The following is a 15,655-nucleotide window of genomic DNA, read 5'->3' on the forward strand; positions in this document are numbered from 1 at the left end:
CGCGGCGGGCCGCGGCTTGGAACGGGGGGGTAACGGCATGGGGCCTCAGCGGAACGGCGGCTCGTCGAAACTGCGCAGTTTACGCGAGTGCAGCGAGTTCAGTTCGGTGCGCAGCAGGTCGAGCGCCGCAATACCTATCTTCAGGTGCTGGCTGACCGCCCGGTTGTAGAAGGCGTTGGCCGCCCCCGGCAGCTTGATCTCGCTGTGCAGCGGCTTGTCGGACACGCACAGCAAGGTGCCGTAGGGCACGCGCAGGCGGTAGCCCTGGGCGGCGATGGTGCCGCTTTCCATGTCCACTGCCACGGCCCGCGACAGGTTGATCAACGGGCGCTCCTGGGCCCAGCGCAGCTCCCAGTTGCGGTCGTCATAGGTCAGCACGGTGCCGGTGCGCAGGCGCTTTTTCAGCTCGTCGCCACGTTCGCCGGTCACCTGCGCCGCCGCTTCCTGCAACGCCAGCTGCACCTCGGCCAGGGCCGGGATCGGGATATTGGGCGGCAGCACGCGGTCAAGGATGCCGTCGCGGCGCATGTAGGCGTGGGCCAGCACGTAGTCGCCGATGGTCTGGGATTGGCGCAGGCCGCCGCAGTGGCCGATCATCAGCCAGCAGTGCGGGCGCAGCACCGCCAGATGGTCGGTGATGTTCTTGGCGTTGGACGGGCCCACGCCGATATTGACCAGGGTGATGCCATGGCCGTCGGCAGCAATCAGGTGATACGCCGGCATCTGGTAGCGGTGCCACACCACCCCGGCCACCAGCGCCTGTGCCTCGCCATTGTCCATGGCCTTTTCGATCACCACGTTGCCCGGCAGCACCATGCGCACGAAGCGCGGGTCTTGGCGCAGTTGCTCCAGGCCGTGGGTGATGAACTGGTCGACATAGCGGTGGTAGTTGGTGAGCAGGATCCATGGCTGCACATGCCGCCAGTCGCTGCCGGTGTAATGCACCAGCCGGCGCAGCGAGAAATCGACCCGCGCCGCGTCGAACAGCGCCAGCGGCAGCGGGTCGACGTTGGCCCAGTCATACAGCCCGTCGGCGATGCCGTCGGTGGCCGCCGACAGGTCGGTGCTGGGGAACACCCGCGCCAGCGCCGCAGCGGTGATGCCGGTGCCGGCCAGTTCATCGCCCTGCTCGACCACATAGGGGTAGGGAATGTTCTGCTCGCTCAGGCCCACTTCGACCGTCACGGTAAAGTCGCGCATCAAGGGCCCGAGCTGCTCCAGCAGGTAGCCGCGAAACGCGGCCGGCTGGGTCACGGTGATGCTGTAGGTGCCCGGCAACTGAACCTTGGCGTAGGCCCGGGTGATCACCGGTACGTCACCCTGATACTGGTAGGTCAGGCGCAGTTCGGGGTAACGAAACTGCGCGCGCTCGGCCGCATTGGGCTCAGTGCGGTCCTTGAGGTAGCGCTTGAGCGCCTGGCTCAGTGCGGCGGTGGCGGATTCGTGCAAGACGGCCAACTGGTCGACGGCTTGCTCGGCGGTTTCCACGACAACGAAGGTTTCATCGGTACGGCTCACAATGTACTTCCTGTCTGTCTGACATGCATGGGCCCATCTTGCCTATATCCGCCGGCAAAGGCACGCACGTTAGAGCGGCCAGTTCGGTGTGGCCCGCTGCACCAGCGCCGCCACGTCCGCCCCGCGCGGCAACGTGCCGTAGACCCGGCCGCTGCCGGACAGCCGGCTGCCGATGAAGGCGTCACTGACCGCCGCATTGCCGGCCTCCAGCAACAGCTTGGCCTGCACCGCCAGGGCGATGTCCTCGGTGAGCTGGCGGGCGCGGTACTGGATGTCGCCGGTATCGGCGAAGGCCGCCTTGAGGTTGCCGATGTGTGCGGCCAGACGCGGGTCGCCATGGCCATCGCCCAGCTCCGCGAACAGCGTGTCCAGTACACCGGGCTCCTTGGACAGGGCACGCAACACGTCCAGGCACTGCACGTTGCCCGAGCCTTCCCAGGTCGAGTTGACCGGGGCCTCGCGGTACAGCCGGGGCAGGATGCTCTCTTCCACATAACCGGCGCCGCCCATGCATTCGGCGGCCTCGTTGATCATGGCCGGCGCGCGCTTGCAGATCCAGTACTTGCCCACCGCCGTCATCAGCCGCGCAAAGCGCGCCTGGTGCGGGTCGTCGGGCTGGTCCAGCGCATGCCCCATGCGCAGGCTCAGGGCCAGCGCCGCCTCGCTTTCCAGGGCCAGGTCGGCGAGCACATTGTGCATCAATGGCTGCTCGGCCAGCACCCGGCCCCCGACCGTGCGGTGGGCGCAGTGGTGCGCGGCCTGGGTCAGGGCCTGGCGCATCAGCGCGCTGGAGCCGACCATGCAGTCGAAACGGGTCATGGCCACCATCTCGATGATGGTCGGCACGCCACGGCCTTCCTCGCCGATCATCCAGGCCAGGGCGCCGCGAAACTCCACCTCGCTGGACGCGTTCGAACAGTTGCCCAGCTTGTTCTTCAGGCGCTGGATATAGAACTGGTTGCGCGTGTCGTCCGGGCGATGGCGCGGCAGCAAAAAGCAGCTCAGGCCCTTGTCGGTCTGTGCCAGGGTCAGGAACGCGTCGCACATCGGTGCCGAACAGAACCACTTGTGGCCCACCAGCTCGTAGGCCTGGCCCGGCCCCGGCGCGCCCACCGGGTAGGCCCGGGTGGTATTGGCACGCACATCGGTACCGCCCTGCTTCTCGGTCATGGCCATGCCCAGCGTAACCCCCACCTTGTGCCGGTCGCCGACATTGCGCGGGTCGTAGGCGGTGGCCAGCACCTTGGGTACCCAGTACTCGGCCAGGTCCGGTTGCAGCCTGAGCGCCGGCACCGCGGCAAAGGTCATGGTCAGCGGGCAGCCGCTACCGGCTTCGGCCTGGCTGTGCAGGTAGGTCATCGAGGCACGGGCCACATGCGCGCCGGCACGCGGCTCGGCCCAAGGCAGCGAGGGCAGGCCATGCTCGATGGCAGTCCGCATCAGCTCATGGTAGGCCGGGTGAAACTCCACCAGATCGATCCGATGCCCATAACGGTCATGGCTGCTGAACTGCGGCTTGTTCTGGTTGGCCAGAAAGCCTGCGGCCATCAGCGGCCCACCGGCCAGCGCGCCGTAGGCATCGATACGTGCCTCGGCCCAGCCTGCGCCGTAATGGCGCGACCATTGCTGCAGCGGCAGGTCGAGGCGATACAGATTGGCGCCGTCGAGGCTGGGCGGCTGGTTGGTGACTTCGTGGGTTTCGGCGTACTGGTGCAGGTTCATCGGGGGCTCCTGGCAGATCCGGACGTGACCCCAGTGAATCACGCCCCGCCCCCGGCTCAAAGTGACAAAAACGCCTAATCAGCCGCGATTTGCCCCGATCTGGGCGCCCCGGAAAACCCGCTGGGCACCCGGGCCGTCAGGGTCAGTTCGAAGCAACTGCCCTCGCCCGGGCTCGACTGATGGCTCAGCTGTGCATCGATCAACAGCGCCAGCTTGCGACAGATCGACAGGCCAATGCCCAGGCCGCCGTACTCGCGGGTCATCGACCCATCGACCTGGAAGAAACGCTGGTAGGGCGCTGCCTCGTCCAGGCAGTGAAAGCCGATACCGCTGTCGCGCACACTGAAGGTCAGGCTCGCCTGATCGACGCCCATGGGCGTGGCCCGCACCTTGAGCAGCACGCCGCCGCGATGGGTGAACTTGAGCCCGTTGTCGAGCAGGTAGCTCAGGCACATGGCCAGCTTGCGCCGGTCGCCGTGGATCACATCCGGCAGATCCATGCCCGGGTCCAGGTTGAAGAACAGGCCCTTTTCCTGGGCCTTGGGCAGAAAGCGCACGCGCAGTTCGTGAAGCAATCCATGCACGCTGAACAGCTCGGTCTGCACCTGCAGGCGACCGGCCTTGAGCTCGGTGAGAATCAGGATGTCGTCGACCATGCGCATCATGTTCTGCGCGGCAGCGTTGGCGGTGTGCTGGTAGGGGGTACGCTCCTGCTCGCTGGTGGCCATCTGCATCAGTTCCAGCGAGCCGATCACACCGTTCATGGGGGTGCGCAGCTCATGGGTGACGGTGGCCAGGAACTCGTCCTTGAGGCGATTGCTGCGCGCCAGCTGCAGGTTGGCCTGCTCCAGGGTCAGCCCGGCCTCGCGCAGCGTGCGCGCCTGTTCTTCGCGCATGCTGTTGATGCGGTCGGCCAGGGCCAGCGACAACAGCCCCACCTCCAGCGCCGAACCGATCTGGCTGGCGTACATGGTCAGGAACACATTGGGCAGGTAGCCCAGCACCATCAGAGTGTTGACCAGCCCGCCGAGCAAAAAGGCCGACCAGGCGATGATGAAGTAGCGTGCCACGCGCATGCCGCGCCACCAGGCAAACAGCCCGGCGGCGAAGATGCTCACCGTGAACAGCAGCGCCAGCGCGGTAGCCAGGCGCAGGGCGATCCCGTAGTCCTGCGCCAGCGACATCACCATCACCAGCACCGAACAGGCCATCAGCCCCTGCAGGAAGCGGTCGAAGGCGCGGCTGTGGCTGGCCATCTGCAGGAAACTGCGCGCGAACTGGCAACCGAACAGGCCCGCGGCGCCGATGAACAACGGGGTGGCGGCGTTGGCCCACCACGGGTGGTCCGGCCAGAAGTACGCCACCCCGGCGCCATTGACCGAGACCTGGTACAGGCCGAACGAGGCGATGTAGAGGATGTAGTAGAGGTAGCTCCTGTCGCGCACACTGATGAAGATGAACAGGTTGTACACCAGCATCCCCAGCAGCACGCCGTAGATCAGCCCCAGCACATACAGCCGCGTGGGCTGCGCCTCCAGGTACGCATCGCTCGACCACAACGTCAGCGGCGCCTGTACCGAACCCTCGCTGTGCAGGCGCAGGTACAAAGTGGTCGCCTGGCCGGGGGCGAACGGCAGATTGAACAGGTAGTTGTTCTGGCGGATCTGGCGGCTGGCGTAGGGCAAGGCATCCCCGGTGCGCTGCGCCAGGTAGTAGTGCCCGGCGGCATCGGGCAGGTAGAGCTCCAGGTAATCGAGTGGCGGGTAGGCCAGTTCCAGCAGCCAGTGACGTGGCGCCGCCTGGGCCGTGGCGGTGTAGCGCAGGTCGAGCCTGATCCAGAAGACCGAGGTCGAATAGCCGGCGTTGAGCACGTCGGCCTGGTGCGGCTCGAAGCGGCTGGCGAAGTCCGGCGAGCTCACCTGGGCGATGCTGGCGCTGCCATCGGGGTCTTCATACACCTGCATCAGGCGGCCCAGCGGCAACTGCCGGGTGGTGTCGTCGAAATCGGCAGCGCTGGCCATCAGTGGCAAACAGCACAGCAAGAAAGTCAGCAAATTACGCATACAGCCCCGGCGTGGCATGTGCAGTCGCGTCGCGTTGGCCTCCTGTCCGTTTGAGGCGACGAAATCCGACAGTACCTGTTATCGATTGGCGAGCACTCTAGCATAGGTTCCCAGCGCTTCCAGCGGTGTTGTTTCAATTCAATTCAGAGGCTCTATCTCACGGCTTTCAGCCTATATCAGAGACGCAATCTGACCTGTCGATCAAAAACACCGCCTGCCTGGAAGACCCGCCAAAAGCGTTTGGTGGTAAGCTCGCGCACCATGAATACCTACAGCTCCCGCCCCGTTGTCCTCTGTCTCTCCGGCCACGACCCCAGTGGCGGCGCCGGCTTGCAGGCAGATATCGAAGCCCTGATCGCTCAAGGTTGTCACGCCGCCCCGGCCGTCACCGCCCTGACCGTGCAGAATACCGTCAATGTCAGTGACTTCCGCGTGCTCGACCGCGAGTGGGTGCTGGCCCAGGCCAATGCCGTGCTGACCGACTCGACCGTCGCGGCGGTGAAGCTTGGCATGCTTGGCTCGCTGGCCATGGTCGACACCATCGTCGAACTGCTCAGCGCCCACCCGCACCTGCCGCTGGTGTGCGACCCGGTGCTGCGCGCCGGTGGCGGTGGTCGCCTGGGCAAGGACGAGGTCGGCTACGCCATGCGCGAACGCCTGCTGCCGCTGGCCACCATTGCCACGCCCAACCTGCCCGAGGCCCGCATCCTGGCCGAACTGCCCGAAGGCAGTGCCGATGAATGCGCCGAAAAACTGCTGCCATTCGTCAAGCACCTGCTGATCACCGGCGGCCACGGCGACGAACACGAAATTCACAACCGCCTGTACAGCCGCGACGGCGAGCACCACACCTGGACCTGCCAGCGCCTGCCGGGCGACTACCATGGCTCGGGCTGCACCCTGGCCAGCGCCCTGGCCGGACGCCTGGCCCTGGGCGAGCAGTTGCACAGCGCGGTACGCTCGGCGCTGGACTACACCTGGCGCACCCTGCGTGACGCCGAAAAACTCGGCCAGGGCCAGTACGTGCCACGCCGCCTGCCCCTGGATTTCTGTTCCTGACCGACCGCCCCGAGGCCTGCACGATGAAGTTACGTGGTTTGTATGCCATCACCGACAGCCAACTGTTGGCTGGCCGCTTTCTTGCCTACGTCGAAGCGGCCCTCGAAGGTGGCGTGACCCTGCTGCAATACCGCGACAAGAGCCAGGACCACGCACGTCGCCTGGGCGAGGCCGAAGCGCTCAAGGCCCTGTGCGAGCGCTACAACACCCGCCTGATCATCAATGACGATGCCGAGCTGGCCGCGCGCCTGGACGTCGGCGTGCACCTGGGCCAGACCGACGGCCCGCTGACCCCGGCGCGCACCCTGCTGGGGCGCAGCGCGATCATCGGCGCCACCTGTCACGCCCAGCTCGACCTGGCCGAGCAGGCGGCCCGCGAAGGCGCCGACTATGTCGCCTTCGGCCGCTTCTTCAACTCGGTCACCAAACCCGGCGCCCCGGCCTGCAACGTGCAGCTGCTGGACGACGCCCGTGGCCGCATCAAATTGCCGATTGCCGTGATCGGCGGCATCACCCTGGACAACGCCGCACCGCTGGTCGCCCATGGCGCCGACCTGCTGGCGGTGATTCACGGCCTGTTCGGCGCCGACAGCACGGCCGAGGTCACTCGCCGCGCCCGCGCCTTCAACGCCCTGTTCGCATCTGCCTGAGAGAGCCCGACATGTCTCGTTCCGAAACCCTGTTTGCCAATGCCCAGAAGCACATCCCCGGTGGCGTGAACTCGCCCGTGCGTGCGTTCAAGAGCGTGGGCGGCACGCCGCTGTTCTTCAAGCACGCCGAAGGCGCCTATGTCACTGACGAAGACGACAAGCGCTATGTCGACTACGTCGGCTCGTGGGGCCCGATGATCCTCGGCCACAGCCACCCGGACGTGCTGGAGTCGGTGCGCAAGCAACTGGCCCACGGCCTGTCCTATGGCGCCCCGACCGCGATGGAAACCGAGATGGCCGACCTGGTCTGCTCGATCGTGCCGTCGATGGAAATGGTGCGCATGGTCAGCTCCGGCACCGAAGCGACCATGAGCGCAATCCGCCTGGCCCGTGGCTTCACCGGTCGCGACAGCATCATCAAGTTCGAAGGCTGCTACCACGGCCACTCCGACAGCCTGCTGGTCAAGGCCGGCTCCGGCCTGCTGACCCAGGGCGTACCAAGCTCGGCCGGCGTGCCGGCGGCGTTCGCCAAGCACACCCTGACCCTGCCGTTCAACGATATCGACGCGGTAGCGAAGATGCTCGGTGAAGTCGGCCAGGACGTGGCGTGCATCATCGTCGAGCCGGTGGCCGGCAACATGAACTGCGTGCCACCGGCGCCGGGCTTCCTCGAAGGCCTGCGCAGCCTGTGCGACCAGCACGGCGTGGTGCTGATCTTCGACGAAGTGATGACCGGCTTCCGCGTGGCCCTGGGCGGCGCCCAGGCGCACTACGGGGTGACCCCGGACCTGTCGACCTTCGGCAAGATCGTCGGTGGCGGCATGCCGGTGGGCTGCTTCGGCGGCAAGCGCCACATCATGGAGCAGATCGCGCCGCTGGGCCCGGTGTACCAGGCCGGCACCCTGTCGGGCAACCCGCTGGCCATGGCCGCGGGCCTGACCACCCTCAAGCTGATCAGCCGTCCGGGCTTCCATGACGAGCTGAGCGCCTTCACCAGCCGCCTGCTCGATGGCCTGCAGCAGCGGGCCGATGCGGCCAGCGTGCCGTTCGTCACCACCCAGGCCGGTGGCATGTTCGGCCTGTACTTCAGCGGCGCCGACGACATCGTCACCTTCGACGACGTGATGGCCAGCGATGCCGAGCGCTTCAAGCGCTTCTTCCACCTGATGCTCGAAGGCGGCGTGTACCTGGCGCCGAGCGCATTCGAAGCCGGCTTCACCTCCATCGCCCATGGCGAGACCGAGCTGAAGATCACCCTGGATGCTGCCGAGCGGGCCTTCGCCAAGCTGTGAAACCGCTTCGCCGGCCAGGCCGGCCCCTGCAGGTTGCATGCAATCTCATGCAAACTGCAGGGGCCGGCCTGGCCGGCAAAGACGCCAGAACAGCCACCGCAAGCCTCCCCGCCTTCCTCCCTCGGCAGAAAATCGAGTAAAGACTTTGTAAGGTGGGCGCTGCTTATCCCATAATGTGCCACCAGACACATTGGCCGCAGCTTTGCAGAGGTAAGTCGATCACCATGAACCGCGCCGGCCGCGCCCTCGCACTGGGCTGCCTGTTGCTACTTCAGCCCCTGCTGGCCACCGCAGGCGGTAACTCGTTGCTGATCCCGGCAGCAGGCCGCTGCACCCTCAATACGCCTGCCGACGAACTGCAACAGGCCCTGGCCAGCTGCCAGCAGGCCGCGCAGTCCGGCGACGCACAGGCGCAGTACGAGCTGGGCGAGTTCTATTACGACGGCAAGAACGCCCCGCAAGACCTGAACAAGGCACTCAACTATTTCGAGCAGGCCTCGCTGCAAGGCCACGCCGAAGCGCAATATCGCCTGGGCAGCATGTTCTTTCGCGGCGAAGGCGTCGCCGCCAACAACGTGCAGGCCTATATCGTGCTGAAGATGGCCGCGGTGAACGGCGCTGAAGACGCGCTGGACATGGCCGACGAAGTGTCGGCAAAAATGCAGCGCGACGAACTGGAGATGGCCACCCAGGTACTCGGCCAGATCTTTCGCAAGTACCTGCTGGAGCTGCAGACCGTCGACGGTCGCACCCCCTTCGCACCCCTTCCGTAACGCAGCTGTTACTTCTCGGGCATCGGCATCGGGAACGGCATCACGTTGCTGACGCCACGGGCTTCACTGACCTTCGGCGTGCCCAGGCGCTCGACCTCGTCGATGCGCACGATCGAATGCATGGGCACGAAGCTGCGCACCACACCCTCGAACTGAGCCTTGAGCTTCTCCTCGCTCGGGTCGACCACGACCTGAGTGCGCTCGCCGAACACGAATTCCTCGATCTCCAGAAAACCCCACAGGTCACTCTGGTAGATCTGTTTGGCGTACATCTCGAACACCTGGCCCTGGTTGAGAAAGATGACTTTGTAGATGGGAGCTTCGCGTTTGGTCATTGGGGGCTGGAACAGTCACAGGGGGAAATAAGCCGCAAACTATAACATAGCCGCCCGAACGACAGCGCTAGGAACCCTCGACCACGCGCCCTATAATGCGCGGTTCTTTGAATCACCTGATGATCACGCATGGCCAAGAAGCTCTATATCGAAACCCATGGCTGCCAGATGAACGAGTATGACAGCTCGCGCATGGTCGACCTGCTGGGTGAACATCAAGCGCTGGAGGTGACCGAGCGGGCCGAAGACGCCGACGTCATCCTGCTCAACACCTGCTCGATCCGCGAACGGGCCCAGGACCGCGTCTACTCCCAGCTCGGCCGCTGGCGCGAGCTCAAGGACGCCAAGCCCGACATGGTGATCGCCGTGGGCGGTTGCGTGGCCAGCCAGGAAGGTGATTCGATCCGCAAGCGCGCGCCCTATGTCGACGTGGTGTTCGGCCCGCAGACCCTGCACCGCCTGCCCGAGATGATCGACGCGGCGCGCACCACGCGCCTGCCGCAAGTCGACGTGTCGTTCCCCGAGATCGAGAAGTTCGACCACCTGCCCGAACCGCGTATCGACGGCCCCACCGCCTACGTGTCGGTGATGGAAGGCTGCAGCAAGTACTGCACCTTCTGCGTGGTGCCCTATACCCGCGGCGAAGAGGTCAGCCGCCCGTTCGACGACGTGCTGGCCGAGATCATCCACCTGGCCGAGAACGGCGTGCGTGAAGTCACCCTGCTGGGCCAGAACGTCAACGGCTACCGGGGCCAGACCCACGACGGTCGCGTGGCCGATCTCGCCGAGCTGATCCGGGTGGTGGCGGCCGTCGACGGCATCGACCGCATCCGCTACACCACCTCGCACCCGCTGGAGTTCTCCGACAGCCTGATCCAGGCACACGCCGAGGTGCCGGAGCTGGTCAAGCACCTGCACCTGCCGGTGCAGTCGGGCTCGGACCGCGTGCTGGCGGCGATGAAGCGCGGGCACACGGTGCTGGAGTACAAGTCCAAGCTGCGCAAGCTCAAGGCGGCGGTACCGGGCATCTGCATCAGTTCCGACTTCATCATCGGCTTCCCCGGCGAAACCGAGAAAGACTTCGAGAACACCATGAAGCTGGTGGCCGAGGTCGGCTTCGACTTCTCCTACTCGTTCATCTACAGCCCGCGTCCGGGCACCCCGGCCTCCGACCTGCCGGACGACACCCCCGAGGCGCTGAAGAAGGAACGCCTGGCTGCACTGCAGCACCGCCTGGACCACCAGGGCTTCGAGATCAGCCGACAGATGGTCGGCACCCTGCAGCGCATCCTGGTAACCGACTATTCGCGACGCGACCCGGGGCAGTTGCAGGGGCGCACGGAGAATAACCGTATCGTCAACTTCCGCTGCGACAATCCCACGCTGATCGGCCAGTTCGTCGACATCCACATCGACGATGCACGGCCACATTCGCTGTTCGGTTCGCTGGTGCAGTAAGGGCCTGCGCCGGGCCCGACGAGCGGCCCGGCGACCCTTGATCGTTTCAGCGCTTTCACCGTAGCGCGGGTGGGGTTATCCTTGAATTCATCCAAATTGCCGTAGGGCGGCTAAAAACGACCTTGAACGCACCCATAGAACCTCATCGCTTCATCCTCGAGCCCTTCGAGGCTCATCGCTTCGCCAACCTGTGCGGGCAGTTCGACGAGCACCTGCGCCTGATCGAACAGCGCCTGGCCATCGAGATCCGCAACCGCGGCAATCAGTTCGAACTGATCGGCGAACCCAAACTGACCTCCTCTGCCGAACAGCTGCTGCGCCGTCTCTATCGCGAGACCAAGGCCACCGAGCTGTCCCCGGAAATGGTCCACCTGTTCCTGCAGGAATCGGCCGTTGAAGCGCTGGAGAACCCGGCGGTCAACGAAGTCAGCGTTTCGCTGCGCACGCGCAAGGGCATGATTCGCCCACGCGGGCTCAACCAGCAGCGCTACGTGAAGGAAATCCTCGGCAACGACATCAACTTCGGTATCGGCCCTGCCGGTACCGGCAAGACCTACCTGGCCGTGGCCTGCGCGGTCGACGCGCTGGAGCGTGAACAGGTGCGTCGCATCCTGCTGGTACGCCCGGCAGTCGAGGCCGGCGAGAAGCTCGGCTTCCTGCCCGGCGACCTGGCCCAGAAGATCGACCCGTACCTGCGCCCGCTGTACGACGCCCTGTACGAGATGCTCGGCTTCGAACACGTGGCCAAACTGATCGAACGCCAGGTGATCGAGATCGCCCCGCTGGCCTACATGCGCGGCCGCACCCTGAACAACAGCTTCATCATCCTCGACGAGAGCCAGAACACCACCGTCGAGCAGATGAAGATGTTCCTCACCCGTATCGGCTTCGGTTCCACTGCCGTGATCACCGGTGACATCACCCAGGTCGACCTGCCGCGCGGCACCAAGTCGGGCCTGGCCCACGTCATCAGCGTGCTCAAGGACGTGCCGGGCATCAGCTTCACCCATTTCCAGCCCAAGGACGTCGTGCGCCACCCGTTGGTCCAGCGCATCGTCGAAGCCTACGAGCGCTTCGAGAATGCACAGGCGGGCCCGACCGAAGGCAAACCGCACGATGCTTGAGCTCGATCTGCAACTGGCCACCCAGGCAAGCGCCCCGAGTGAAGAACAGTTCCGCCAATGGTGCGCCCTGGCCCTGCGCCAGCGCAGTGCCGATTCTGAACTGACCATCCGCCTGGTCGACGAAGCCGAAGGTCGCGAGCTGAACCACACCTGGCGGCACAAGGACTACGCCACCAACGTGCTGTCCTTCCCGGCCGATGTGCCCGACGACCTGCTCGACATCCCGCTGCTGGGCGACCTGGTGATCTGCGTGGCGGTGGTGGAGCGCGAGGCCGCCGAGCAGGGCAAGGCCCTCGAAGCCCACTGGGCCCACCTGGTCATCCACGGTTGCCTGCACCTGCTGGGCTACGACCACATCGACGACGATGAGGCCGAGGAAATGGAAGCACTGGAACGAACGTTGCTTGCCGAACTGGGTCACCCCGACCCGTACGCCGACGACGAACACGACGCACCCCACACTGATATCTGCAAGGATCACGAGTAACCGCCATGAGCGAAGATCGATCGAGCAACGGGCAAAAGTCCTGGCTGGGCAAACTGACCCAGGCTTTTGCCCATGAGCCGAAAAACCGCCAGGAGCTCCTCGAGCTGCTGCGCGAAGCGCACCAGAACAAGCTGCTCGACAGCGAGGCCCTGACCATCGTCGAAGGTGCGATCCAGGTCGCCGACCTGCAGGTGCGCGACATCATGGTGCCGCGCTCGCAGATGATCAGCATCAAGGCGTCGCAGACCCCGCGCGAGTTCCTGCCGGCAGTGATCGACGCCGCGCATTCGCGCTACCCGGTGGTCGGCGAGAGCCACGACGACGTGCTTGGCGTATTGCTGGCCAAGGACCTGTTGCCACTGATCCTCAAGGAGAACGGAGACAGCTTCAACATCAAGGACCTGCTGCGCCCGGCCACCTTCGTGCCCGAGTCCAAGCGCCTGAACGTGCTGCTGCGCGAGTTTCGCGCCAACCACAACCACATGGCCATCGTCATCGACGAATACGGCGGCGTGGCGGGCCTGGTGACCATCGAGGACGTGCTGGAGCAGATCGTCGGCGACATCGAGGACGAGCATGACGTCGAGGAAGACAGCTACATCAAGCCGCTGCCCAGCGGCGACTTCCTGATCAAGGCCCTGACGCCGATCGAGAACTTCAATGCATTCTTCGACAGCGAGTTCTCCGACGACGAGTTCGACACCGTCGGCGGCCTGGTCATGAGCGCCTTCGGCCACCTGCCCAAGCGCAACGAAACCACCGAAATCGGCCCGTACCGCTTTCGCATCCTCAATGCCGACAGCCGCCGGATTCACCTGCTGCGCCTGACCCCCATCACCCGTTAAGGACAACCATGCGCTGGATCACCCGCCCCGGCTGGCCCGGTAACCTGCTGGCCGTGGCGGCCGGCGCCCTCACCCCGCTGAGCCTGGCCCCGTTCGATATCTGGTCGCTGTCGCTGCTGTCGCTGGCGCTGTTCTACCTCGGCCTGCGCGAGCTGAGCCCGCGCCAGGCGCTGTGGCGCGGCTGGTGCTACGGCTTCGGCCTGTTCGGTGCCGGCACCTGGTGGATCTACGTCAGCATCCACGACTACGGCGGCGCCTCGGCGCTGCTGGCCGGCGGCCTGATGCTGCTGTTCTTCGCCGCCATCGCGTGGTTTTTCGCCCTGCCGGCCTGGCTGTGGGCGCGCTGGCTGCGCCGCCCTGAAGCACCGCTGGCCGACGCCCTGTGCTTTGCCGCCCTGTGGGTGGGCCAGGAGGCGTTCCGCGGCTGGTTTCTCACCGGTTTCCCGTGGCTCTATGCCGGCTACAGTCAGCTGGACGGTCCGCTGGCGGGCCTGGCTCCGCTGGGCGGCATGTGGCTGGTGTCCTTCACCCTGGCCCTGACCGCCGCCCTGCTGTGCAACCTGCATCGCCTGCGCGAGCGCAAGGGCTTCATGGCCATCGGCGCGCTGCTGCTGTTCGCCCCGTGGATCATCGGCCTGGCGCTCAAGGGCCATGCCTGGACCGTACCTTCGGGCGAGCCGCTGAAGGTCGCGGCAATCCAGGGCAACATCGAGCAGGAACTGAAGTGGGACCCCGAGCAGCTCAACCGGCAACTGGCGCTGTACCGCGACATGAGCTTCAGTTCCCGGCCCGTGGACCTGATCGTGTGGCCCGAAACCGCAGTGCCGGTGCTCAAGGAACAGGCCCAGGGCTACCTGGACATGATGGGCAGCTTCGCCACTGACCGGCATTCGGCGCTGATCACGGGTGTGCCGGTACGTGAGGTGGTGCACCAGCAGCGGCGCTACTACAACGGCATCACCGTGGTCGGCGAGGGTGACGGCACCTACCTCAAGCAGAAGCTGGTGCCCTTTGGCGAGTACGTGCCCCTGCAGGACATGCTGCGTGGCCTGATCGCCTTCTTCGACCTGCCGATGTCGGACTTCGCCCGCGGCCCCGAAGACCAGGCCATGCTGCAGGCCAAGGGTTACCACCTGGCGCCGATGATCTGCTACGAAGTGGTCTACCCGGAACTGGCCGCCAGCCTTGCCGCCAAGAGCGACATCCTGCTGACCATCAGCAACGACACCTGGTTCGGCAAGTCGATCGGCCCCATCCAGCACCTGCAGATGGCGCAGATGCGCGCGCTGGAAGCCGGGCGCTGGATGATCCGCGCCACCAACAACGGCGTCACCGGCCTGATCGACCCGTTCGGCAAGATCACCGCGCAGATTCCGCAGTTCGAACGCGGCATCCTCTACGGTGAAGTGGTGCCGATGCAGAAACTCACGCCCTACCTGCACTGGCGCTCCTGGCCGCTGACCCTCCTGTGCCTGGGCCTGTTCGGCTGGGCCCTGCTGGCCAGCCGCATTGCCAAGACGGTCTAGTAGAACAGGCGATAACCCAGCAGGCCGACTGCTTCGTTGAGCAGTTGGCCGCTCTGCCACATGGCGCGGCTCTCGGGCATCCAGCCGCCGAACGGGCGTGCATAGGCATGCCCCAGATAGCCAACCGGCGCCGCCACCACGTCGAACCCCGCCTGTTCGAAACTCCACACCGCACGCGGCATGTGCCAGGCCTGGGTGACCACCACCACACGCTTCACGCCCTGCGGCAACAGCAGCGCGGCGCTCATCTGGGCGTTCTCCCAGGTGGTACGGCTCTGCTCTTCGAGCCAGCGTACCGGCACGTCGAAATCGCGCTGCAACGAATCGGCCATCAATCGCGCCTCGCTCGGCGGCGTACCGTAGTGCAGCCCACCGCTGGTCAACAGCGGCAGGCCGCTGGCCTTGGCCAGTTGCGCCGCGTAGCGCATGCGCTCCAGTGCCACGCCGGTGGGCTGGTCGGCGCCACCCCAGGCCGGATCACCGCGCTCGCGCCCGGCGCCCAGCACCACGATCGCGTCGGCCTGGCCGGCCAGCGCCTGCCACTGCTGCGGCGCAAGCGGCGGCACACGCTCCAGCTGGCGCGCCGCGAACTCCACCACCACCGGCAGGCTCATCAGCCACAGCCCGCCCAGGCCGGCGATGAAACACAACAGCGAGGTACGCGGCCAGGACCGGCGCAGCCACCACGCTGCCAGCAGCAGCAACAGCAGCACGCCGGGCGGCAGAATCAGTTGTTTGATGAAATAGCGAAATGGCATCAGGCACCTCCATGGATGCCCAAGGCTACAGACAAACGGCGCCTG

At 65.7% G+C, this 15,655-nt stretch carries 14 protein-coding genes; 9 read left to right on the forward strand and 5 right to left on the reverse strand.

Going from position 1 to position 15,655, the window contains the following annotated elements; translation table 11 throughout:
- Positions 1–45: 45 nt before the first annotated feature.
- From amn to DN388_RS19560, 3 genes are all read right to left on the reverse strand, one after another.
- Positions 46–1,518: an AMP nucleosidase gene (gene amn, locus DN388_RS19550; RefSeq protein ID WP_255001757.1), complete on the reverse strand. Its 1,473-nt coding sequence runs from the start codon at positions 1,516–1,518 to the stop codon at positions 46–48.
- A gap of 69 nt (positions 1,519–1,587) precedes the next feature.
- Positions 1,588–3,240 carry an acyl-CoA dehydrogenase family protein gene (locus tag DN388_RS19555; RefSeq protein WP_255001766.1) on the reverse strand — a complete coding sequence of 551 codons (1,653 nt, stop codon included), beginning with the start codon at positions 3,238–3,240 and terminating at the stop codon, positions 1,588–1,590.
- Positions 3,241–3,314: 74 nt separating this feature from the next.
- The gene (locus tag DN388_RS19560) at positions 3,315–5,303 is read right to left on the reverse strand and encodes a sensor histidine kinase (RefSeq protein ID WP_255001769.1); all 1,989 of its coding nucleotides are present in this window, start codon (positions 5,301–5,303) and stop codon (positions 3,315–3,317) included.
- Between the two features lie 261 nt (positions 5,304–5,564).
- On the opposite strand from DN388_RS19560, the gene DN388_RS19565 reads away from it, so the two are divergent.
- The 4 genes from DN388_RS19565 (at position 5,565) to DN388_RS19580 (ending at position 9,077) form a co-directional block, all read left to right on the forward strand.
- Positions 5,565–6,362: a hydroxymethylpyrimidine/phosphomethylpyrimidine kinase gene (locus tag DN388_RS19565; protein WP_054916370.1), complete on the forward strand. Its 798-nt coding sequence runs from the start codon at positions 5,565–5,567 to the stop codon at positions 6,360–6,362.
- A gap of 23 nt (positions 6,363–6,385) precedes the next feature.
- Positions 6,386–7,012, forward strand: a complete 627-nt coding sequence (thiE, locus tag DN388_RS19570; RefSeq protein WP_058540588.1) for a thiamine phosphate synthase — start codon at positions 6,386–6,388, stop codon at positions 7,010–7,012.
- 11 nt (positions 7,013–7,023) lie between these two features.
- Positions 7,024–8,304, forward strand: a complete 1,281-nt coding sequence (gene hemL / locus DN388_RS19575; RefSeq protein ID WP_054916347.1) for a glutamate-1-semialdehyde 2,1-aminomutase — start codon at positions 7,024–7,026, stop codon at positions 8,302–8,304.
- Positions 8,305–8,528: 224 nt separating this feature from the next.
- Positions 8,529–9,077 (forward strand): tetratricopeptide repeat protein, encoded by a 549-nt coding sequence (locus DN388_RS19580; RefSeq protein ID WP_043863885.1) that lies wholly within the window; start codon positions 8,529–8,531, stop codon positions 9,075–9,077.
- Between the two features lie 8 nt (positions 9,078–9,085).
- Here the strand turns inward: DN388_RS19580 and DN388_RS19585 are convergent, their stop codons facing one another.
- Positions 9,086–9,412, reverse strand: coding sequence for a DUF1820 family protein (locus DN388_RS19585; RefSeq protein ID WP_043863886.1), 327 nt, complete (start codon positions 9,410–9,412; stop codon positions 9,086–9,088).
- 129 nt (positions 9,413–9,541) lie between these two features.
- Between DN388_RS19585 and miaB the strand changes: the two genes are divergently transcribed.
- The 5 genes from miaB to lnt all read left to right on the forward strand — a co-directional run bounded on the left by miaB (position 9,542) and on the right by lnt (position 14,852).
- Positions 9,542–10,870 carry a tRNA (N6-isopentenyl adenosine(37)-C2)-methylthiotransferase MiaB gene (gene miaB / locus DN388_RS19590; RefSeq protein ID WP_043863887.1) on the forward strand — a complete coding sequence of 443 codons (1,329 nt, stop codon included), beginning with the start codon at positions 9,542–9,544 and terminating at the stop codon, positions 10,868–10,870.
- Between the two features lie 122 nt (positions 10,871–10,992).
- Positions 10,993–11,994, forward strand: coding sequence for a PhoH family protein (locus DN388_RS19595; protein ID WP_043863888.1), 1,002 nt, complete (start codon positions 10,993–10,995; stop codon positions 11,992–11,994).
- Entirely contained in the window at positions 11,987–12,481 is a 495-nt protein-coding gene (gene ybeY, locus DN388_RS19600) for an rRNA maturation RNase YbeY (protein WP_043863889.1), read from the forward strand. The genes DN388_RS19595 and ybeY overlap by 8 nt, the downstream gene beginning before the upstream one ends.
- Before the next feature lie 5 nt (positions 12,482–12,486).
- On the forward strand, positions 12,487–13,326 hold the full coding sequence (locus DN388_RS19605) for an HlyC/CorC family transporter (protein ID WP_043863890.1): 840 nt from the start codon (positions 12,487–12,489) through the stop codon (positions 13,324–13,326).
- 8 nt (positions 13,327–13,334) lie between these two features.
- Complete coding sequence (gene lnt / locus DN388_RS19610; protein WP_043863891.1) at positions 13,335–14,852, forward strand: apolipoprotein N-acyltransferase; 1,518 nt, start codon at positions 13,335–13,337, stop codon at positions 14,850–14,852.
- Here lnt and DN388_RS19615 read toward each other — a convergent pair.
- On the reverse strand, positions 14,849–15,610 hold the full coding sequence (locus tag DN388_RS19615; protein WP_058540592.1) for a YdcF family protein: 762 nt from the start codon (positions 15,608–15,610) through the stop codon (positions 14,849–14,851). The two genes, lnt and DN388_RS19615, sit on opposite strands and share 4 nt — an antisense overlap.
- Positions 15,611–15,655 lie beyond the last annotated feature (45 nt).

It is taken from the genome of Pseudomonas sp. S12(2018), from assembly GCF_024355235.1.
In the GTDB taxonomy this organism is placed as follows: domain Bacteria; phylum Pseudomonadota; class Gammaproteobacteria; order Pseudomonadales; family Pseudomonadaceae; genus Aquipseudomonas; species Aquipseudomonas palmensis.